The sequence below is a fragment of the Rhodococcus coprophilus NBRC 100603 genome (assembly GCF_001895045.1).
Classification (GTDB): Bacteria; Actinomycetota; Actinomycetes; order Mycobacteriales; family Mycobacteriaceae; genus Rhodococcus; species Rhodococcus coprophilus.
Genome location: NZ_BDAM01000010.1, coordinates 393,444 through 414,369, shown reverse-complemented (window position 1 = coordinate 414,369; position 20,926 = coordinate 393,444). Strand labels below are relative to the sequence as shown.

Here is a 20,926-nt window from a genome sequence, read left to right as displayed (position 1 = left end):
GAAGGCAACATGATGGAGACGCTCGACCATTGGATCGGTGGCGTGCCGGTGACCCCCGCCGGAGGCGAGTACCTCCCGGTCACCGACCCTGCGACCGGCCGTACCGTTCGGCGGGTCGCCCGCGGCGGTGTCGCAGACGTTGACGCGGCGGTGCACGCCGCTGTGCAGGCGACCGCGAATTGGCTTGCCGTTCCGGCACTCGGCCGCGGCAGGCTGCTCGTCGAACTCGCCCGCGCGATGCGAGCGGACGCGACGACTCTCGCCGCCCTCGAGAGCAGCGAAACCGGTAAACCCGAGCAGGTCGCTCTGGCTGAGGTCGAGAACTCTGCGACCTACTTCGAGTTCTACGGCGGACTCGTGGGCATGCCCGCAGGGGAGACCCTCGACGTCGCACCCGACCAGCACGTCTTCACCATTCGGGAGCCGTTCGGTGTCATCGGGGTGATCACGCCGTGGAACCTTCCGCTCAACCAGTCGGCGCGTGCCTGCGCACCCGCCCTCGCTGCGGGAAACACCGTGGTTCTCAAGCCTTCCGAGAACACCTCGGCCTCCAGCGTGCGACTTGCGCAGCTCGCCACGGAGGTGGGCTTTCCTGCGGGCGCGTTCACCGTCGTGCTGGGAACAGGAGCGGAAGCCGGAGCCGCAGTCGTACATCACCGAGACATCGCGAAGGTCGCGTTCACCGGTTCGGTGCCCACCGGCCAGGTGATCGCCGGTATCGCGGCCGACCGGGTCATCCCGGTCACGCTCGAACTCGGCGGGAAGTCCGCGAACATCGTGTTCTCCGACGCCGACCTCGATGCTGCGATCGCGGGCGCGGTGCAGGGGTTCACCGCCAACGCGGGGCAGGTCTGTTCCGCCGGCACCAGGCTCCTCGTGCAACGGGACGTGCACGACGAGGTGGTGAGCCGTCTCGTGGACGCCGTCGCCCGTATCCGCGTCGGGCACGATATGGGTCCGCTGGTCACGCGTGAGCAGTTCCGGAAGGTGCAGGAATACTTCAAGATCGCCGAATCCGAAGGTGCGCGTGTCGAAACCGGCGGGACGGTATCGGACTTCGCCGCGGAATCGGGCGGGTTCTACATCGATCCCACCGTGTACAGCGGCGTCGACAACGCGATGCGCATCGCCCGGGAAGAGATCTTCGGCCCGGTGCTCGTCGTCATCCCCTTCGACACCGAAGCCGACGCGGTCGCCATCGCCAACGACTCCGACTACGGGCTGGTGGCAGGGGTGTGGACCAGGGACATATCCCGTGGACTCACGGTGAGCGGTCGCCTGCGCACCGGTCAGGTCTTCGTCAACACGTGGTCGACGGGATCGGTCCAGACACCCTTCGGGGGATGGAAGAACAGTGGCTACGGCCGGGAAAAGGGTGTGGAGGCGCTACACCATTACGGTCAGATCAAATGCGTTACCGTCAAACTCGATTCGGCTCGGCTCTGAAGCGACCGGCCACGAAGGGATCATCGATGTCTCGAGACGTCATGGCAGTGCAGAGCGACGTCGCTGCCGCACACGACACGGTCTACAACGCCGGTCTCACCGCACGCAGGGGAGTCCTGGGTGACGAGTACGTCGACGCCGCGCTGAGCCGCAATGCGGGTACCGACGGCGAAGCCCTTCAGGGCTACGTCAGCGAGTTCGTGTGGGGCGGCGTGTGGACGCGGGACGGACTCGGGCGACGAGACCGCTCACTCGTCACCGTCTCACTGCTCATCGCGCTTGGCCAGCACACCGAACTTGCGACCCATGTGCGCGCGGCGCTCCGGAACGGACTGACCCGCAGAGAAATATCCGAGGCGGTCGTGCACGCCACCGCCTATGTCGGCGCACCGGCGGGACTGGCGGCGATGCGGGTCGTGCAGGCGACTCTGGTGGAACAACTGGGCCCTCTCGACTCCTCTGAGACGGAGACAGCAGACAGCGAGGAGGCGCAGGCATGAGTGCCACAGCTGATTCGACGCAGGCCGGCCGCCTCGGCCACGTCGGGCTCGGGGCGATGGGTCGCCCGATCGCCCGGAACTTCGCACGCCACGACCGGACCATGGTGGTGCGCGACGCCGACGCCGATGCGCAGCAACGCTTCGTCGACGAGCATCCAGGCGTGATCGGTGCCTCCGGTTTCGCAGACTTCGCCGAGTGCGACGTCGTGGTGCTGGTGCTGCCGACCAGCGACATCGTCGACGCCGTGGTGCTGGGCGACGACGGATTGCTCGCGCATCTCCGTCCCGGCACGGTTCTGATCGACATGGGGTCGAGCGTGCCGACCCGCACACAGCGGCTCGCCGAGATCGCCTCGGAAAAGGGGATCTTCGTCGTCGATGCACCGGTGAGCGGTGGAGTCGCGAAAGCCGAGCAGGCAGCGCTAGCCGTCATGGTCGGCGGCGACACCGAAATCGTCGACAGGGTGCGGTCGTTGTTGCAGGAGACCGGACAGGAGATCATCCACGTCGGGGCGGTGGGCTCGGGGCACGCGGCCAAGGCTCTCAACAACTTGCTGGCCGCGAACAACATGCTGGTCGCCGCGGAGGCGCTGCTCGTCGGAACCAAGTTCGGCATAGCGCCGGAAACGCTTCTCGCAGTGCTCAACGCGGGCAGTGGCCGAAATCAGGCCACCGAGACGAAGTACGAGAAGTTCGTGCTGTCGCGCACATTCGATTCCGGATTCGCTGCGTCGTTGATGCGCAAGGACGTGGGCATCGCGCTCGATCTTGCACACGATCAGGGGCTCGCACCGGTGCTGGGCGAGACCGTCGGACGTGTGTGGAACGCGGCGGTCGACGCCCTCGAACCGGGCGTGGACCAGACCGCCGTGGTGCGCTACCTCGAACAGACGCATGCGGTGTCGCTCGAGACCACCGCTGTCGTCGACCAGAGGTAGGCACGACGGCCGGCCGGGTGGTCAGCGCAGGACGGTTCCGCCGTCCACGTTGACCACTTGGCCGTTGATCCACGATCCGTCGCCGGACATCAGGTACGCGACCATGCTCGACACGTCGGCGGCTTCTCCGAGCCTCGTGCTGCGCGTGCGCGCCAGCATTCCGGCGAGGAGTTCGGGCGGCGCGCCCTCCCGGATCTCGTCGGTCAGGATCAGACCCGGGGTTATTGCGTTGGCGCGGATGCCCTCGCGTCCCCAGCGTGACGCGACGTGGCGTGCAAGAGCATTGATTCCCGCTTTCGTGGCGGAATACGCCGGGCGTTGCGGGTCGCCGGTGAACGAGGCGATCGAGGACGTGTAGACGATGACGCCACCGCCGCGCTCGAGCAGGAGCGGCACGGAATGGCGGGTCACCAGCATGTGGCCACGCAGATTGACGGCGACGGTGCGGTCCCACACCTCCAGATCGATGTCCACTACATCGGAATCCTTGCTGACGGCGGACATGTCGCCGGCGTTGATGTGGACCGCGTCGAGCCCGCCGAATGCTTTCGTGGTCGCCGCGAGAAGGCCCCGAACCGAATCGTCGTCGGAGATGTCGAACTGCACGGCCAGTGCGTCACCACCGAGTTCGGTGATGCTGCCGGCCGTCCGCTGAGCACCCTCGAAGTTCAGATCCCCCAGAACAACTCGGGCACCTTCTCTGGCGAGTCGGCGCGCGGAGTCGGCGCCGAGTCCGGTCGCGGCGCCTGCCACGAGTACGACCTTGTCCTTCAACCCGTCCATTTACTTGCTCTCCTGCTCGGTTGTCCATAGTTCTTCAGGCAAAACGGATCCCATGCCGTATGTCGCCACGCCAAACGTGTCCTTTCCCGTGACTACGGATGGTGCCGATCGGACGTACCAGACTGCCGGGTCCAGATCGGCCAGGCGTTGCTGCACTACCTCGTAGGCCGCCACTCGTTCTTCCGTCGACTTGGCTACACGTCCGACGTCGAGGGCTTGGTCGAGTTCTTCATCGTCGATTCCGGTGTAGTTTCCGCGCGAATCAGAGTGAAAGACGCTCCACAGCGATGCATCCGGGTCCAAGATTGTTGCCGACAGAATAGCCATATCGAAATCACCGGCTGCAAGGCGTGGCACACCGGCCACGAATTCGACGATCTCGATCCTGGCGGTGACATTCTCGAAAGTGCTCAGCTGCGCCTGGACGGCTTCTGCGACCGCCTTGTTCTCGATGGAAGAGTACGCGAGGAACGTGAAGTCGACCGGATTTCCCTCAGCAGCCAACTCGTCGAACAACTGCTTGGCGGCATCACGGTCCTTCTCGTGGAGGGCCATGTCCTTATGGAAAGGGGAGACCTCCGGAAACAGTGTTTCGGGAATCGATCCCGTGCTGTTGTAAACAGCGGCGTCTATCGCCTCGAGATCGAGTGCGAGCGATACCGCACGTCGGGCACGCACGTCATCGAACGGTGCTTTCCGCGTGTTGAATGCGAGGAATTGGCCACCGCCGGTGGGGACGGTATAGGTCGGATATCCGGCAGCTTCTGCTTTCGACAGGGTGAACCAGCTGGCCTCCATCGCAAGGTCGGCACTGCCGGTCGTGATCGCGTTGAGACGCTGATTGGTGTCGGGGACGGTTCGGATGGTCAGCGCATCGAGATATGGCTTGGGGTGATCCCAATAGTCGGGGTTCCGGGTGAGTTCGATACGGTTCTGCCGGCTCCAGGACGCAAGTCTGAACGGTCCGGCACCGATCGGATTCTTGTCGAACTCGCTCTGGCCCTTCTGGAGAGCATCCGGTGACGCGATCCAGTTCATTCCGCTTGTGACCAACGATTGAGCGAAGTGCGGGTTCGGTGCGGCCATGACGACTCGGAGAGTGAGCGGATCGACAACTTCGGTCGAGGCGACCTGCGCAGCTTGGGTGAGAGATGGTGACCCGACCTTCGGATCGCGCAGGCGGTCCCAGTTGTGTTTGACAGCTGCGGCATCGAGGAGTGTTCCGTCGGTGAACGCAAGATCCGGGCGAAGAGTCAAGGTGAACGTTGCGCCGCCGTCCTCGCTGACGAAGCTCGTCGCCAGGGCGTGTCCGACCTCGAAGGTCTCGACGTCGTTTGTCATAAGCGTTCCGTAGAGCGCGTTGCCTACGAGGCTCTGCGCCATCCATGCATTCACCATGGTGGCAGGGTCCAGGCTGCGTGGCTCACCACCCTGAATCGCTTGCATCGAACCGCCGAGAGTCGGTTCCGTGTTCGCCGTGCGGTCGTCGGTGCCGCGAGTCTCGGGAGCGCTGCAGCCACTCACGACGAGAACTGTCGAGCACAGCATTGCAAGCACGAAGACCGTGAAACGCCGGTGTCGAATGGTCATGTCGAAAACCTACAGAACGAAGCTTCCCTGGTAAAGAATTCGGTTCTATTCTGCAGGGAATATCATTTCGAAGTGCGATTGAGCCGTCTGATCGACAAGGGTGGGATACATGACCGAAACGCAGGAACTGTTGATACCGGGCACATATGCGCGACTCGCGCCCGACCGGCCCGCGATCGTGATGGCGTCGACCGGTGAGACGGTGACCTACGCGCAACTCGAAGAGCGTTCGATCAGGTTCGCGAGGGCGTTGCGGTCCCGTGGACTCCGCGCCGGGGACCATATCGCGATCCTCATGGAGAACAACCGGCCGTTCCTCGAGATCTGCTGGGCCGCACAACGGTCCGGCCTCTACTACACGGCGATCAACCGGCACTTCAAAACGGGTGAAGTCCAGCACGTGCTCCGTGACTGCGGTGCCGTCGCGCTCGTCAGCAGTGAGGAAATGTCGGAGGTGGTCGAAAGCCTCGACCTAGCCGGGATCTCGGTGCGGGTGTCGGCGACCGGTTCACTTCCCGGGTTCGAGAAGTACGGCGACGTGCTCCGGAGCGAATCAGCGGATCCGCTGGACGACGAGGTGGAGGGCCGGGAAATGCTGTACTCCGGTGGAACCACCGGCTTTCCGAAAGGTGTGCGTAAACCGTGGCCCGGTACCTTCTTCGGTGATCCGGCGTGTGCGCCTGTCCTCATCGCTCGTGGACTGGTGCGCAACGGTTGGCGCGAGGACGTCGTCTATCTGTCACCCGCTCCGCTGTATCATGCTTCCCCGCTGGTCTTCTCGATGTCCTGGCACCGACTTGGGGGCACCGTCGTGGTGATGGAGAGCTTCGACGCACGCAGGTGTCTCGAGCTGATCGAGCGGTACAAGGTAACGGACGCGCAGTTCGTGCCCACGATGTTCGTCCGCATGCTCAAGTTGCCGAAAGACGTGCGTGAACGATACGACATGTCGAGTCTCCGGGAGGTCGTGCACGGAGCAGCGCCCTGCCCCGTCGCGGTCAAACAGCAGATGATGGATTGGTGGGGGCCGATCATTCATGAGTACTACTCCGGCACAGAAGATGTCGGCGCCTCGGCGATTTCCCCCGAAGAGTGGTTGTCGCACCGCGGTTCGGTGGGTAGGCCGATGCAGGAGTGCCACATCGTGGGGGAGAACGGAGAAGAACTGCCGCCGGGGGAGGTGGGCGTGGTGTACTTCGCCGGCGGCCGCGCCTTCGAATACCACAACGATCCGGAGAAGACCGCGTCGATCACCAACGACAAGGGGTGGCGGACCCTGGGAGATATGGGGTATCTCGACGAGGAGGGATACCTCTACCTCACCGACCGGAAGGCATTCATGATCATTTCCGGAGGTGTGAACATCTATCCGCAGGAGACAGAGAACCTCCTGATCGGTCATCCCGCAGTTGTCGATGCCGCCGTGATCGGCGTCCCGGACGACGAAATGGGAGAAGCCGTCAAAGCCGTTGTGCAACTGACCGAGCCCGACGCGGCGAGTTCTGAACTCGAGGCTGAGCTGATCGAGTTCTGCCGAACGGAACTCGCCGCCTTCAAGTGTCCCCCGCACCGTCGACTTCGTCGCCTCACTGCCTCGCGATCCCAACGGGAAGCTGTACAAGCGCCGGCTCCGCGACGGGTACTGGGCCGGACGCGAATCCCGCCTCGTCTGACGGCGGCCCGGCCGAGACACCGGGGCGGCGCACATAGTGTGCGCCGCCCCGGTACCCGTATGAAGTGCTTCTATCGCCGCGCGTCGATCGCGATGTCGAGCACGCCGAGGTCGGCGCCCAGTTCGGCGACCGTAGCACGCACGACTGCAACGTCTTTCGAGAGGAACTCGCCCACGGCGCTGCGGAACTCGGCAACCGAGCCGCGCATCGCGATGTTACCCATCACCTTGCACGACGAACTCGCATGAGGAAGCGCCTCGAAGAGCGCTTTCTCGTCGAGGCCGAGGCGGCGTCCGAGTTCCGCCGCTTCCGCCATCAAGCCGATCTCGGCCGCGAACAGAGCGTTGTTGACCAGTTTGACCCGCTGTCCGCTGCCGCTTTCGCCGACGTGGATCACCGGGTCGCCGTAGCTCTTCAGCACCGGCGTCACAGCGGCTACCGCGTCGTCCGGGCCACCGACGAAGAGTGTGAGCGCACCGGCCGCGATGTCGTGTGGTCCGCCGCTGACCGCAGCGTCGACCACCGAGATCCCGAACGGTTCGGCCTCTGCCGTCAACGTCTCGATCGAACGCGGGCTGATCGTCGTGTGGACGACGAGAACGGAACCCCGCGGCATACGGGCGAGCACTCCGTCTTCGAGGCACACCTGCCGAACCTGGGCGTCGGTGAACACACACACCGCGACGATGTCGGCGCCCTCACCGATGCCTGCGATGTCCGACACCGGGTGCGCTCCGGCCGACTCGACGGCAGATCGGGTCTCGTCGTTCCGTGCCAGCGCATGCACGTCGTGACCGTCCGAGACGAGACGACCGACCATGGGCAACCCCATGCGTCCGGCTCCGACGTAATGTACTGCGCTCACCGTGGGTACTCCATCATCTCGAGTGTCGCGTCGGCCGCGGTCAGTGCGGCGCCGGGGGTCACGCCGGCTGTCTCGGCGATCTCGGCGATGTGCCGCACGTCCTTCCGCAGAAGCTCACCCGCGTGCTGCGCGATCCGGTCGAGAGTTCCACCGGCCGACACCACCCGTCCGAGGGCGAAGCTGTTCGCGGTGCCGTTGGCGACGACCTCACCCAGACGTGCCGAGTCGATACCGAGCGCCGCGCCGAGTTCGAGGGTGCTCGCTGCGGCGGACAGGTTCGCGGTGAAGAGCAGGTTGTTGAGCAGCTTGGTGACCTGGCCTGCGCCCAGTTCTCCGAGGTGGACGACCGGGTTGCCGTAGGTCGAGAACACCGGGCGGCACTTCTCGACGATGTCGGTGTCGCCTCCGACCATGACGAGCAGAGTTCCCGCGGCTGCGCCCATCCCGCCACCACTGACCGGCGCGTCGATGATCGAGACACCCCGCGGCGCGGCGAGTTCGGCGAGTTCGCGGCAGGTATCCGGGTGAATCGTGCTGTGGATCGCGATGATTGCGCCTTCGCGCAGCCCCTCGAGGAGTCCGTTCTCACCGGCGATCACCTGCCGGACGTCGTCGTCCCCGACGACGCACAGGCACACCAGGTCGCTCGCGGCGGCGAGCTTCGCGGGCGACTCCGCGTAGTTGGCAGCGGTATCGGCATACGGTTCGAGCGACGCGGGCCGGCGAGCCCACAGCGTGGTCTCGTATCCCGCTTCGACGATACGGCGGGCCATCGGCCCGCCCTGACTTCCGAGCCCGATGAATCCGACGCGCATCACCGAACCTCCTTACCGTTCGTGGTGGTCATAACCTGAAATCCGCGGGCCGGGTGCGGTACTCGATGCACTCCTCGAGGAACGAGATCACGCGACGGTGGTAGGCGGGTGCGGCGTAACCGATGCTCAGGTTGTGCCCACCCGACGGCTCCACCTGTACCTGTACGCGGGGTGCCTCCGTGAACATCGCAGCAACGTCGTCGAGAGCGGACGGGTCGTTGCGCCAGACCTTTTCGTGCTCGGCCGCAGTGAAGTGCACCGGTACCCGAACCTCCGCGGCGAGCGCGGGGAAATTCTCCTGGGGCCAGGACGCCGTCACGACGCCCTCGTATGCCGGAGTGGACGATGCGATCTTTGCGCCGCCGAGCATGTCTTCCGGGTAGATATCCTCGGGGGTCCACAGAAGCTCGCCGACCCCGCGGGCGTTCGCGTACCTATCTTTTCCGCCGAAGATGTCGGCCGCGAGCGCGTGATGCTCGCGTCCGGTGCCCGAGAGTTCGAGACCGAGGATGTCGCCGTTGCGGTTGTCGACCGCCATCCGCATCGTCAACTCACTGCCGACCGAGTGCCCCCACAGGAATACTCCGGCGCCGCGCGATCCGGAGCCGAGGATCGCATCGGTGGCCGCGTAGGCAAGCTCGACGCGACGGGCGGGTTCGGTCATGTCCTCCCGATGCGGGCGGGACGAGCCGTAGCCGGGACGGTCCAGCGCCAGCACCGTGAAACCCTGCGCCATCGCCTGGCGCATCAGCGACAGTTCGGGATGACCGGGGCAATCCCAGTACACAGATTTGGCGGCTCCACCGTGCAGCGCGACGATCACGGCGCGCGGCGCGTCGGCTTCGGCGAGCAGACCGGACATCGGGATGCCCTCGACATCGACGACGCGAGAGACGGGTGAGACGCCTCCCGCGCCGTCGACGCGGGCCTCCTCGATCGGTGAGGTGTGGGGGTGAGCGGCCATCACGACTCGCTCCGGAGCAACATCGCGCTGCCCGGGGTGAGTCCGCCGCTGCTGACGACGGCGACGCGCGCATCGCGCACCTGTCGCTCGCCGGCCTCGCCACGCAGCTGGGTGACCGCCTCGTGGACGAGACCCATGCCGTGCGTGCGGCCGTGCGACAGCTGACCGCCGTGCGTATTGAGCGGGAGGATGCCGTCGCGGGCGATGTTCTTTCCGCCGTCGAGGAAGTCTTTCGATTCGCCGATCCCGCAGAAGCCCAGTGCTTCGATCCACGACAACGCGTTGAAACTGAATCCGTCGTAGAGCTGGGCGACGTCGACGTCGTCGGGACGCAGCGCGGTGCGCGTCCACAGGTGTGCGGCGGGACCGAGTACCTGCGGCTCGTGGGTGAGGGTGCTCTGGTCCCACTCGATTCGCTCGACGATCTGCGTTCCGACCGCTTCGACGCGGATCGCGGGCCTGGCGAGATCACCGGTGGTTTCGGCTGCGGAGACGATGACGGCGACGGCTCCGTCGCACGGGACGTCGCAGTCGTAGAGCCCGAACGGAGTGGTCACGAGACGTGCGGACAGGTAGTCGTCCATCGTCATCGGATCCTTGTAGATCGCGGTCGGGTTGAGCGCGGCATTGGCACGCTGGTTCAGCGCGATCCAGCCGAGGGTCTCGCGGGTCGTCCCGTAGCGATGGAAGTGCCGCTGGGCGTTCTGGGCGAGGGTGTGTGCCGCGGAGCTGGCACCGAACGGCATCATCCAGCTCGTGGTGCGCCCACCCGTCGGAGTGATGTCGCCGGAGCGCATCATTTCGCTGTAGGTCGACTCCCACAGCGTCCGGTAGCAGAGCACGTGGCGGGCGAGCCCGCTCGCCACCGCGAGCATCGCGGCGATCACCGAGCCGCTGGGACCGGGAGTTTCGAGCCCGCCGTTGAACCACGTGGGGCGCAGACCGAGTGCGGATTCGAGGGCGCCGACGCCGCCTTCTCCGAATCCGACGAGGGGTCCGGCGCCGGGGTAGGTGGAGAGGCCGTCGATGTCGTCCATCGTCAGGCCGGCGTCGGCCACGGCGCGCTCACATGCCTGGATCGTGAGGGCGATGGGGTTGACCATCATCCGGCGTCCGATGTCGGACATGCCGACGCCGCTGATGGCGACCTTGTCCTCGAATTTTTCCTGAGTGACGGGGGGACGGATGTGGAAACGGATCTGGTCCGGCTCGATCTCGTCCGTCGGCAACGGAGCAGGATCACCCTGCTCCGCCACCGGACGGAAGAACGGCAGCCAGACGTCGCCGTCGGCTTCGAAGACGACTTCCATGCGCATACCGAGTTCGAGTTGCTCTGCGTCGCACTCGATCGCGTTGGTCGTCAGCCGCACCCGGGGATCTTCTTCGAGTGCGACCTGCGCGATGACGAAGGGAGTGGGGAGCCCGGGCAGACCGAAGCGGTGGTTGACCGTGAATCCGATGAGCATGGCGTATCCCGAGACGACACGCACACCCATCTGTTTCCCCCGGCAGTAGCGGCAGATCGGCTGAGGAGGATGGATGAGAGCCGAGCACGACTCGCATTCCTGTATCCGCAACCGGCCGTCCGCGCCCGATTTCCAGAAGAACTTGTTTTCCAGGGTCAACTGGGGGAGGGGACGGCCGGAGGCTTTCGCCGCCGTCTCCCCTGTTCCAGCCTTCCCTGATTCCTGATCGACCACCGCTGTGTCAGCCACTTACCCGAGCGTCCTTACTTCTTTGCCGTGATGGGTGCTGCGAGTCCCTCTTCGTCGATACGGACCTGCAGCTTTTCCAGGGTCGCGTCGAGGCCGGGGCCGATCCGCTTGCCCGGCGTGAACGTTGCGGGCAGATGCCGCATGCCCTGGATGACTCCGATCGAGTCGTAGTGAACCGTGTTCTCCGCATCGCATTTGTAATCCGGCATGCGATCGAACACGGCGATCAACATCCGCTTGAACACCGTCCGTGCCAGGTTCGACCCGATGCAACGGTGCACACCCAATCCGAAACTGAAGTGGCGGTTGCCCTTACGCTCGATGTCCACCGAGTTGGGCTCGTCGAACAGGGCCGGATCGCGGTTGGCCATCGCCCACGACAGCCAGACACGTTCGCCTTCTTTGACCTGCGCGCCGCTGAACTCGCAGTCCGCAGAGAAGGTTCGTCCGTCACCGGGTGTCGGAGAGAAGTAGCGCAGGAACTCCTCGGTGGCGCTGTCGAGCAGGGCGTCGCGTTCGTCGCTGAGACGCGTCCGCTCGGTGGGGTTCTCGCTCAGCCATTCGAGTGCGTGCGCGGTCAGCGCGGTGGTGGTGTCGAAGCCGCCGCCGATGAGCAGGCTGAGGATGCCCAGCAACTCCATGTCGTCGGGCTTCTCGCCGAGCACCTCGACGTCGGCGATCGCGTTGATCAGGCCCGGGCGCGGGTTCTCCCGGATCTCGAACAGGTTGGTGAGCAGGTCGATACCCATGTTGCGGTGAAGCTCACCGATGCGTGCGATGTCGGGGGAATCCGGCGGGGTGTAGATGGCCGCGTGGACCGGTTCGCAGTACACCTCCCACTTCTTGATCGGGACTCCGAGCATCGCCAGCGTGATGACCGCCGGCACGATGTTCGCGAGATCGTCGACGAAATCGATTCGCCCACTTTCGATCTTCTCGTCGATGCTGGCCTGCACGACCTCGTCGATGATCGGGATCCACTTCTGGATCGCTGCGGGGGAGAGATACGGGTTGAGGAGCGCCCGGAACTCGCGATGCTCCGGATCGTCCATCTCGAGGATGCCGCCGCGCACGCCGGATGCGCGCTCGGCGGTGGGGATCATGATGCCCTTGTAACCACGACGGACACCCTTGATGTCGTGGTCGTTGGAGACGTTGGGCGAACGGACGATGTTGAACACCTCGTCGCTACCCGCGGCGACCCAGTGGCCTCCGTGGGTGTCCGACCATGCCATGGGGCATTTGGACTGCATTTCCTCCGTGATCGGCAGGAAATTCTCGCGGTAGTCGGCGGCGTGCCGGTCGAAATTGAAGACCGGGGTCCGGTGGGATTTGTCGGCAACGACGTCGTCGACACTCATGGTTTCCTCTCTGACGCTTCGATTGAGGGGCTTCGAAACGCTGCTGGTCAGGAGATCTGAATGGCCTGCTCGGGGCACGACCGCGCGGCTTCCCGCACTGCCTCCTCGAGATGGGCCGGTACTTCGTCCACGACGGCTGTGGCGTGACCGTCGATTTCACTCAGTTCGAATACCTCCGGTGCCGCCATTGCGCAGAGGGTGTGTCCCTGGCAACGCTCGGGATCGACCTTCACCTTCACGATATTTCCTCCCGTTGGGTTGAGAACTTGTCGGCGCCCGGATGCTGCCACGACCGCCGGGGAACTTTCTCGCACGTTGTGACGGTCAGATGCGGAAGTCGTACCACTTCAGGTAGCCACCACCGTCGACACGCATCTGCATGCCGGTGACGTAGCGCGACTCGTCGGAAGCGAGGAAGAGCACCATGTTGCTGGAGTCTTCGGGCTCGATGTACGGGATCGGCATGGCCTGCTGGACACCGAAAACAGGCTCGGCGTCGGCGCGGGTCGGGTGCTCGAGGTCCGGACGGAACGAGCGGTACATCGGCTCGCTCTGCAGCATCTCCGTGTTGCAGTTGGTGGGATGCAGTGCGTTGACCCGGATCTTGCGCGGCGCGAGGTGTGTCGCCAGTTCGTGGACGAGCTGAGCGATCGCACGCTTGGAGAACACGTAGGCGACTCCACCGAGATCCTTACCGGGGACGTCGACCTTGGCCACATCCATCAGGGCGGCCGTCGAGCCGGTCGCGATGATGGATCCACCCTCGGCGAGGTGCGGAAGCGCCGCATGGATCGCATTGAGGGTGCCGACGAGGTTGGTGTCTACGACATCGGCCCATGCCTGCGTCTGCGGTTCGCCCTTCATGCCGGCGACACCCGCCTGGGCTACGACGATGTCGACCTTGCCGAACTCGGCAAGACCCTGTTCCAGGGCGGCCTTCACCTGCGCGGCCTCACGCACGTCGGCCTGGACGGCGACGATGCGCCGGCCTTCCTTCTCGACGAGCCGGACCGTCTCTTCGAGATCTTCCGGGGTCGCCATGGCGTACCCCATCGAATCGATGTTCCGGCAGATGTCGACGGCGATGATGTCAGCGCCCTCGGATGCCAGTTTGACTGCGTGACTACGGCCCTGGCCACGAGCTGCGCCGGTGATGAACGCGACCTTGCCTTCAACACGTCCCACGGAGATGTCCTTTCGACGGTGTTTCGGCCGGATGGTTTCCGGCCGAGCGGAACCGGCACCTCGCGGGGCCGGAGCGGGTCTAGGTGTTGCGTCCGCCGTTGACCCCGAGGATCTGACCGGTGATGTAGCCGGCCTCTTCGGAGATCAGGAAAGAACATGCGGCGGCGATGTCTTCGGGCTTCCCGGCCCGTCGGACAGGGGTGCGCTGGATGTGATCCTCGAGGGTTCCGCCGAGCAGTCCCTTTTCTTCGGAGCGGCGGAGCATCGGGGTGTCGACGAAGCCCGGCGGTACAGCATTGACGGTGATGCCGCTGGGACCGTACTCGAGGGCAAGCGATTTGGTCAGACCGTTGACGCCGGCCTTGGACGACACGTAGGCGGACATGAATTGCTGGCCCGACTGTGCGCTCGACGACGAGATGTTGACGATGCGTCCCCAGCCGGCCTCGAGCATGTCGGGCAGTACGGCCTGCACGCAATGGAAGACACCGCCGAGGTTCACGGCGACGACCTTCTGCCAGGTGTCGTAGTCGATGTTGTGGAAGCGCTTGTACAACTCGAGCCCGGCGCCGTTGACGAGGATCGTGACGGGGCCGAGTTCCGCGCGGATTTCGGCGAGAGCAGCGTCGACCTGCGTGCGATCGGAGACGTCGACCTTGTATTCGAATTCCTCCCCGGTGGGGTTGAGATCGAGTACGGCGACCCGGTGCCCGTCCTTGCGCAAGCGCTCGGCGATGGCCCGGCCGATTCCGGAACTGCCTCCGGTGACGACGGCGGTCCTCATGACCACGCCTCGTCGCCGACGATGGTGGTGCGGCGCATCAGGCGCTCGGACGCCGGGTCGTAGGGCAGCGCGCGGTGCAGCATTCCGGTGTTGTCCCACACCACAAGGTCACCGACGGCCCAGTCGTGGGTGTAGCAGAAGCGCTCTTGCGTTGTCCACGCGAGCAATTCGTCGAGGAGTTCGCGGCTCTCCTCCGGGCGCATACCGACGATGTGATCGGCGGTGGCGCCGATGACCAACGAGCGCCGGCCGTCGTTCCGCTCCCAGACGAGGGACGACTCGTGAGGCGGAAGGGCACGCCACCGTGCGACCAGCTCCTCGGACGGATCCGGATGGACGAGACGCTGTGCGGCTTCGAAGCTGTGCACGACGCGCAGACCTTCGTAGCGCTTCTTCTCGTGCTCGGGGAGATTCTCGTATGCCGCGTAGGTGCTCGCGAATTCAGTGCCTCCGCCGACCATCGCCACGTGCCGGGCGCTGAGAGTGGTGGCCTTCGCCGGCACGTCGTTGGTGGTGTCGTCGATGTGCCAGTGGAACGTGCCCTTGAGGTACTCGGCCGACGGAGTCTTGGCCGGATCGAGCGAGACGGTGAAGATCTCCTGTCCCGGTGCCGGCATCACCACCTTGCCGAGCTTGCGGCTGAAAGCCAGTTGAGCATCGTCGTCGAGGTTCAGTCCGCGGATGAGCAGAACCCCCCGCCACTTGAGTGCTTCGAGCAGCTGCGCGACGACACGGTCGTCGTCGAGGCTGTCGAGGCCCGTTACTTCTACGCCCAGCGATGGAGTAAGGGCTGTAGTCTGAATCACAAGAATCTCCCTTCCGGATGCGAGAACCATACTCTCGGGCAATTGCAGGTCGCAAGACCCGGAGTGAGGGCGAGGGTGTGTGTGAACGTGGGTTACGGCTCGTGGCGCACATCACTTTCGGGCTATCTTCCCGAAGGCGCGATTGCTAGAGTTCTCCGTTACAGAGCAAATAATTCTCGTTGACGAGAATGATGTTTCCACTTAAGTGAGGAGCCGGAATGTCAGTGCAGGACAACGGGTCGACCGCCGTGGCCGACGACGCAACTTCGAGCGGTGTGACGAAGCGCCTGCTCATCGACGGCGAGCTGGTCACCACGGAGCGCACGTTCGCGTCCTACAACCCCGCGACCGGCGACGTCGTCGGTCACGCTCCCGACGCAGGAGTCGAGGAGGCCGAAGCGGCCATCAAGGCGGCCCGCCGGGCATTCGACACCACCACCTGGTCGACGGATGCCGAGTTCCGGGCAACCTGCCTCGACCAGCTCTACCAGGCCCTGCGCGACAACGCCGAGGAGCTGCGCGAACTGACGATCGCCGAGGTCGGCGCACCGCGCATCCTGACCCACGGCAACCAGCTCGACGCACCGATCGAGATCGTGAAGTACTACGCCGAACTCCTCCGGAAGACCTCGTTCACCGAGGAACTGGGTGAGGTCGAGTTCCGTGGACAGCCTCACCGCCGCTGGGTGGAGAAGGAAGCAGCGGGCGTCGTCGCGGCGATCGTCGCCTACAACTACCCGACCCAGCTGGCGATGGCGAAGCTGCCGGCCGCGCTTGCCGCGGGCTGCACGGTGGTGCTCAAGGGCGCGCCCGACACTCCGCTCGTGACGCAGGCGCTCGCCGAGATCATCGCGAACCACACGGACATTCCCGCAGGCGTCGTCAACATCCTGTCGTCGTCGCAGATCGCCCCCGGTGAACTGATGACCACCCATCCCGACGTCGACGTGGTCACCTTCACCGGATCGACTCCGGTCGGCAAGAAGATCATGGCGGCGGCAGCCGACTCCCTCAAGCGGGTCTTCCTCGAACTCGGCGGCAAGTCGGCACTCATCGTGCTCGACGACGCGGACGTCGCCACTGCGGCCCAGTTCGCGGCCTTCAGCATCTGCTCGCATGCGGGCCAGGGCTGTGCTCTCACCACCCGCCTGCTCGTGCCCCGGGCGAAGCACGACGAAATCGTCGCGCACGTCGCCGGCGTCATGCAGCACGTGCCGTTCGGTGATCCGTCGGACCCGAAGATCTACATGGGCCCGGTCATCAGCGAGAAGCAGCGCGAGAAGATCGACGCCATGGTCAAGCGCGCCGTCGACGAGGGCGCGACCCTCGTCACCGGCGGCGAGAAGGTGGATCCGGGCTGGTTCTACAAGCCGACCCTGCTCGCAAATGTGGACCCGGACAGCGAGATCGCGCAGGAAGAGGTCTTCGGTCCGGTCCTCGCCGTCATCCCGTTCGACGACGACGATCACGCCGTCGAAATCGCCAACAACTCCAAGTACGGCCTCTCGGGTGGCGTGCTCAGCGCGGACGACGAGCGCGGCATCGCCATCGGGCGTCGTATCCGCACCGGCACCTTCAGCGTCAACGGCGGCAACTACTTCAGCCCGGACGTCCCGTTCGGCGGTTACAAGCAGTCCGGCATCGGTCGTGAGATGGGCGCCGCGGGCCTGGCCGAGTTCCAGCAGTTGAAGGCATTCTCGGTGGTGGTCAAGTGAGGCCACTCGAAGGAGTTCGTGTCGTCGAGGTCGCGATGTACGGCTTCGTCCCGTCGGCGGGCGCGGTGCTCGCCGAGTGGGGCGCCGACGTCATCAAGATCGAGCACGCGGTGACCGGCGACCCGCAGCGTGGTCTCCGGCAGACCGGCACCATGCGGGTCGAGGGCGACCCGAACCCGAACGTGGAACACGCCAACCGCGGGAAGCGCAGCCTCGGACTGGACATCTCGAATCCGCAGGGCCGCGAAGTGCTCCTCGATCTCGTGCGCGGAGCCGACGTGTTTCTCACGAGCTTCCTGCCGAAGGTGCGGACCAAGCTGAACATCGATGTCGACGACATCCGCGCGGTGAACCCGAAGATCGTCTACGCGCGCGGCAGTGCGCTCGGGCCGCGCGGTGTCGAATCCGACAAGGGCGGTTACGACATGACTGCCTTCTGGGCACGCGCCGGTGTCGCCGCGACCCTCACTCCGGACGGAACGGAAGGGATGATCGCTCCTCCCGGGCCGGCGTTCGGCGACACCATCTCGGGCACCAACCTCGCCGGCGGTATCGCAGCGGCGCTGTTCAAGCGCGAACGGACCGGCGAGCCTTCCGTCGTCGACGTCTCGCTCCTGAGCAGCGGTGTCTGGGCCATGGGTCACACGATCGCCTTGTCGGCTCACCTCGGCCGGCACATGGAGGCGCCGAAGGCCGGTGGCCACGGCTCGCCGCGGAATCCGTTGTCGGGCGTCTACCGGACCGCGGACGACCGGTACGTGTCGTTGGTGATGCTCCAGCCCGGTCGTTTCTGGGCGGACGTGTGCCGCCACATCGAACGGCCGGATCTGATCGACGACCCGCGCTTCGCGGATGCGGAGTCGATCGGTGAGAACACCGCCGAGGCCGTGGCGATTCTCCGTGAGGTGATCGGCGGCAAGCCGCTGAGCGAATGGATCCAGCGCTTCGGCACCCTGTCCGGACCGTGGGCACCGATCCAGGATTCGCTCCAGGTGGTCAGCGACCCCCAGGTCCGGGCCAACGAGTACATCGTCAAGGCCGGGGAACTGGAGCTCGTGGCCAACCCCGTGCAGTTCGACGTGGTCGCACCCGAGAGCGGACCGGCACCGGAGTTCGCTGCCCAGACGGAGGAGATCCTTCTGGAGCTCGGACTGGACTGGGAACGCATCATCGAGCTCAAGACCGCGGGAGCAGTCACCTAGCCCGCAAGGAGGGGCCATGCCGTACATCGCTTCGATCGGAACGTATCTGCCCTGCTGGGGAACACCGGAGTGCAGAGTTGCCGGTGACGACGAGGATGCCGTCACCCTCGCCGTCGAGGCCGGCCGTGCCGCGCTCGAAGCGGGTGGACCGGTCGAGTACGTCGTCCTCGTGAGCCGTGACCTGCCGCTGACGGAGAGCAGCAATGCGGCGGTACTGCTCGCGGGGCTCGGCCTCGATCCCGAACTCGAGGTGACAGAGCGTCTCGGTGGCGCACCGGCTGCACTCGACGCCCTCGGGTCGGCTCGACCTCGCACGCTCGTGATCGGGGTCGATATCGAACCTGCCGGTGCGGCAGCGGTACTCACGTCCGATCGCGGTCTGCAGGTTCGCACGGCTGCCCGGGTCTCGCGCAGCCTGCCCGTGCGGACACGGAGTGCGTCCGGCGACATCCACGACTACGGCGATCCTAGGCTGCTCGCGAAGCGCGGTTACCTCGCCTCACTGTCGACGGCATGGGTGGAGTCCCCCGCGATCGTGGCCGGGGTGGCGCCGTCCGAGACCGGCCGTCTGGCGGCGACGCGGAAATTGGACCTGCCCACCACGGGGGCGAGTTCGGGTCTGTTCGCCCTCGCGACCATGGCCGAAGCCGGCATCACCGGGCCACTGGTCGGAGTGGAGCAGGCGAGCCTGTCCGGGCTGACGGTCGCCGACGGGGCGGTACATGTGCATCGGCGGGAGCGGCCGCCGCGGCCGAGACCGGCCTCCATCAGTACCCCGGAAGGGGAGATTCCGATCTCCCTGGCTGCGTACGAACGGGCTTTCGAGGCGAAAGTGCGCTGGGAGGCCGGGCGTTTCGCGGACAGCGAGACTCTCGACTTTCCACCCCGCTACCGCGTCGACGCCGACGGAACGCTGAATACCGGATATATGCTCGTCGATCTTCCCCGGACCGGGACGGTGTACACCGAGGTCACCGTGCACACGCCGGTTCCGGGTCTGAGCACGCCCTATTCGCTGGTCGTCGTCGAACTCGACGACGTCGGAGTCCGTGCACTGGTGCGAGTTACCGGCGCCGAGGCCGGCACGGCCGACATCGGCGACCGCGGCAGGCTGGTGTTGCGCCGGGTCGCTGTGCGGTCGGGCGTCCCGGATTACGGCTATGCATTCGAGCCCGATGATGTCGGTACGGATGCGGAGGAGGCGGCATGAGAAACGTCGCAATCGTCGGCGCAGGAATGACCCCGTTCGCCGAGCATTTTGCGCTGGGCATGCGGGACCTGCTCCCGATGGCCTACTCCGAATGTGCCGCGAGCGTGGACAAGGGGATCGACAAGTCCGACTTACAGGCCGCGTGGTTCGGGTCGATGGGCACCGCCGACGGATTTCCGTCCGGCATCCTGGCGGACACGCTCGGACTGCCGGAACTTCCGGTGACGCGCGTCGAGAACTCCTGTGCCACCGGTCACGACACGATCCGCAACGCGATGTTCGCGATCGCGTCGGGAGCGTACGACGTCGCCCTCGTCATGGGTGCCGACAAGATCCGTGAGACGGCGTCGAAGGGCATGTTGTGGGAATGGGAGTCGATGACCCGGGACATGGCGTGGGATTACCCGCTGGGTCTTGCTCAAGCGGGCTTCGCACTCCATGTCCGGCGTTACCTGTACGAGTCCCCCGCCACTCGTGAGCACATGGCGATGGTGGCGGTGAAGAACCATCGCAACGGAATGACCAACCCGAAGGCCTGCCGGCGTTTCGAACTGACGGTGGAAGAAGTGCTCGCCGCGGAAACCACCGTCACGCCGTTCGGGGTTTACGACTGTGCACCCCAGAGCGACGGTGCTGCCGCGCTCGTCCTCGTCGCGGACGATGTCGTCGATCGCTTCACGGACCGGCCGGTATGGATCCGCGGTACCGGACTCGGCCTCGATTCCGTGATGCACCAGCACAAAAAGGATCTCACCACTCTTCCGGCGACTCGGCGTGCCGCTCAGCAGGCGTTCCGGGCTGCCGGACTGGGTCCGGCGGACGTGGACGTCGCGGAGATACACGACTACTTCACCGGCATCGAGCTCATGAGTTACGAAGATCTCGGCTTCGCCGAGAAGTTCGAAGCGTTCAAGCTGCTCGAGTCCGGAGCGACCGAGATCGGGGGATCGCTTCCGGTGAACCCCAGCGGTGGCCTCAATACGAAAGGACACCCACCCGGAGCGTCCGGTGTGGCGCAGTGCGTCGAACTCTTCGAGCAGTTGCGGGGAGACGCCGTCAATCAGGTCGACGGCGCACGAATCGGGCTCGCACACAACGTCGGGGGACCGACCGCGGTGGCAGGCGTGACCATTCTGGAGGGGCCCGCCGCCCGCTGACTCCGACATGCGGAAAGCCCGCGCCCTACGGGGTGCGGGCTTTCCGCATGTCTGGACCCAGCCTCCAAAGATGTTGCAGCACTGCAAGATTGCCGTTCTGTATTCTTTGCATCCCATTCGCCTTTTTCGTGAATCCGTATTGCAGTGCTAACAAACAAGACTTAATGTGTGGGTCATCACATGAAGTGCTCGGGCGGGTCTTGTTCTGTGTGCCGTG

At 65.3% G+C, this 20,926-nt stretch carries 18 protein-coding genes and 1 pseudogene; 8 read left to right on the top strand and 11 right to left on the bottom strand.

Annotation, left to right across the window (positions count from 1 at the left end; genetic code table 11):
- Positions 1-9: 9 nt before the first annotated feature.
- Genes RDCOP1_RS18400 through RDCOP1_RS18390 form a run of 3 tightly spaced genes read left to right on the top strand, consistent with a single transcriptional unit; the run spans position 10 to position 2,884 of the window.
- The gene (locus tag RDCOP1_RS18400; RefSeq protein ID WP_072703662.1) at positions 10-1,446 is read left to right on the top strand and encodes an aldehyde dehydrogenase family protein; all 1,437 of its coding nucleotides are present in this window, start codon (positions 10-12) and stop codon (positions 1,444-1,446) included.
- Positions 1,447-1,472: 26 nt separating this feature from the next.
- Complete coding sequence (locus tag RDCOP1_RS18395; protein ID WP_084722692.1) at positions 1,473-1,946, top strand: carboxymuconolactone decarboxylase family protein; 474 nt, start codon at positions 1,473-1,475, stop codon at positions 1,944-1,946.
- The gene (locus tag RDCOP1_RS18390; RefSeq protein ID WP_072703656.1) at positions 1,943-2,884 is read left to right on the top strand and encodes an NAD(P)-dependent oxidoreductase; all 942 of its coding nucleotides are present in this window, start codon (positions 1,943-1,945) and stop codon (positions 2,882-2,884) included. The genes RDCOP1_RS18395 and RDCOP1_RS18390 overlap by 4 nt, the downstream gene beginning before the upstream one ends.
- Positions 2,885-2,905: 21 nt before the next feature.
- On the opposite strand, the gene RDCOP1_RS18385 is transcribed toward RDCOP1_RS18390, so the two are convergent.
- Both RDCOP1_RS18385 and RDCOP1_RS18380 read right to left on the bottom strand, forming a co-directional pair.
- Entirely contained in the window at positions 2,906-3,667 is a 762-nt protein-coding gene (locus RDCOP1_RS18385) for an SDR family NAD(P)-dependent oxidoreductase (RefSeq protein WP_072703653.1), read from the bottom strand.
- Positions 3,668-5,065, bottom strand: a complete 1,398-nt coding sequence (locus RDCOP1_RS18380) for an ABC transporter substrate-binding protein (protein WP_231922879.1) — start codon at positions 5,063-5,065, stop codon at positions 3,668-3,670.
- 301 nt (positions 5,066-5,366) lie between these two features.
- On the opposite strand from RDCOP1_RS18380, the pseudogene RDCOP1_RS18375 reads away from it, so the two are divergent.
- Positions 5,367-6,930: pseudogene (locus tag RDCOP1_RS18375) on the top strand (acyl-CoA synthetase).
- A 70-nt stretch (positions 6,931-7,000) separates the two neighbouring features.
- On the opposite strand, the gene RDCOP1_RS18370 reads toward RDCOP1_RS18375, so the two are convergent.
- From RDCOP1_RS18370 to RDCOP1_RS18330, 9 genes are all read right to left on the bottom strand, one after another.
- Positions 7,001-7,795 (bottom strand): NAD(P)-dependent oxidoreductase, encoded by a 795-nt coding sequence (locus tag RDCOP1_RS18370; protein WP_072703647.1) that lies wholly within the window; start codon positions 7,793-7,795, stop codon positions 7,001-7,003.
- A complete protein-coding gene (locus RDCOP1_RS18365) occupies positions 7,792-8,610 on the bottom strand; it encodes an NAD(P)-dependent oxidoreductase (protein ID WP_072703644.1) in 819 nt (272 codons plus the stop codon). Before RDCOP1_RS18365 ends, RDCOP1_RS18370 begins: the two co-directional genes overlap by 4 nt.
- Before the next feature lie 28 nt (positions 8,611-8,638).
- Positions 8,639-9,574, bottom strand: a complete 936-nt coding sequence (locus RDCOP1_RS18360) for an alpha/beta hydrolase (protein ID WP_072703640.1) — start codon at positions 9,572-9,574, stop codon at positions 8,639-8,641.
- Positions 9,574-11,274, bottom strand: a complete 1,701-nt coding sequence (locus RDCOP1_RS18355; protein ID WP_072703637.1) for a thiolase C-terminal domain-containing protein — start codon at positions 11,272-11,274, stop codon at positions 9,574-9,576. Before RDCOP1_RS18355 ends, RDCOP1_RS18360 begins: the two co-directional genes overlap by 1 nt.
- A 29-nt stretch (positions 11,275-11,303) precedes the next feature.
- Positions 11,304-12,650 (bottom strand): cytochrome P450, encoded by a 1,347-nt coding sequence (locus RDCOP1_RS18350; protein WP_072703634.1) that lies wholly within the window; start codon positions 12,648-12,650, stop codon positions 11,304-11,306.
- A 47-nt stretch (positions 12,651-12,697) separates the two neighbouring features.
- On the bottom strand, positions 12,698-12,889 hold the full coding sequence (locus RDCOP1_RS18345) for a ferredoxin (RefSeq protein ID WP_072703631.1): 192 nt from the start codon (positions 12,887-12,889) through the stop codon (positions 12,698-12,700).
- Between the two features lie 85 nt (positions 12,890-12,974).
- Positions 12,975-13,835, bottom strand: coding sequence for a mycofactocin-coupled SDR family oxidoreductase (locus RDCOP1_RS18340; protein ID WP_072703628.1), 861 nt, complete (start codon positions 13,833-13,835; stop codon positions 12,975-12,977).
- Between the two features lie 79 nt (positions 13,836-13,914).
- Complete coding sequence (locus RDCOP1_RS18335; protein WP_072703873.1) at positions 13,915-14,619, bottom strand: SDR family NAD(P)-dependent oxidoreductase; 705 nt, start codon at positions 14,617-14,619, stop codon at positions 13,915-13,917.
- Complete coding sequence (locus RDCOP1_RS18330; RefSeq protein ID WP_072703876.1) at positions 14,616-15,425, bottom strand: TauD/TfdA dioxygenase family protein; 810 nt, start codon at positions 15,423-15,425, stop codon at positions 14,616-14,618. The genes RDCOP1_RS18335 and RDCOP1_RS18330 overlap by 4 nt, the downstream gene beginning before the upstream one ends.
- A 218-nt stretch (positions 15,426-15,643) precedes the next feature.
- Between RDCOP1_RS18330 and RDCOP1_RS18325 the strand changes: the two genes are divergently transcribed.
- Genes RDCOP1_RS18325 through RDCOP1_RS18310 form a run of 4 tightly spaced genes read left to right on the top strand, consistent with a single transcriptional unit; the run spans position 15,644 to position 20,709 of the window.
- Complete coding sequence (locus RDCOP1_RS18325; protein WP_072703625.1) at positions 15,644-17,140, top strand: aldehyde dehydrogenase family protein; 1,497 nt, start codon at positions 15,644-15,646, stop codon at positions 17,138-17,140.
- On the top strand, positions 17,137-18,342 hold the full coding sequence (locus RDCOP1_RS18320; RefSeq protein ID WP_072703622.1) for a CaiB/BaiF CoA transferase family protein: 1,206 nt from the start codon (positions 17,137-17,139) through the stop codon (positions 18,340-18,342). The genes RDCOP1_RS18325 and RDCOP1_RS18320 overlap by 4 nt, the downstream gene beginning before the upstream one ends.
- 16 nt (positions 18,343-18,358) lie before the next feature.
- Positions 18,359-19,552 (top strand): OB-fold domain-containing protein, encoded by a 1,194-nt coding sequence (locus RDCOP1_RS18315; protein ID WP_072703619.1) that lies wholly within the window; start codon positions 18,359-18,361, stop codon positions 19,550-19,552.
- Positions 19,549-20,709, top strand: coding sequence for a thiolase C-terminal domain-containing protein (locus RDCOP1_RS18310; protein ID WP_072703616.1), 1,161 nt, complete (start codon positions 19,549-19,551; stop codon positions 20,707-20,709). Before RDCOP1_RS18315 ends, RDCOP1_RS18310 begins: the two co-directional genes overlap by 4 nt.
- Positions 20,710-20,926: the final 217 nt, after the last annotated feature.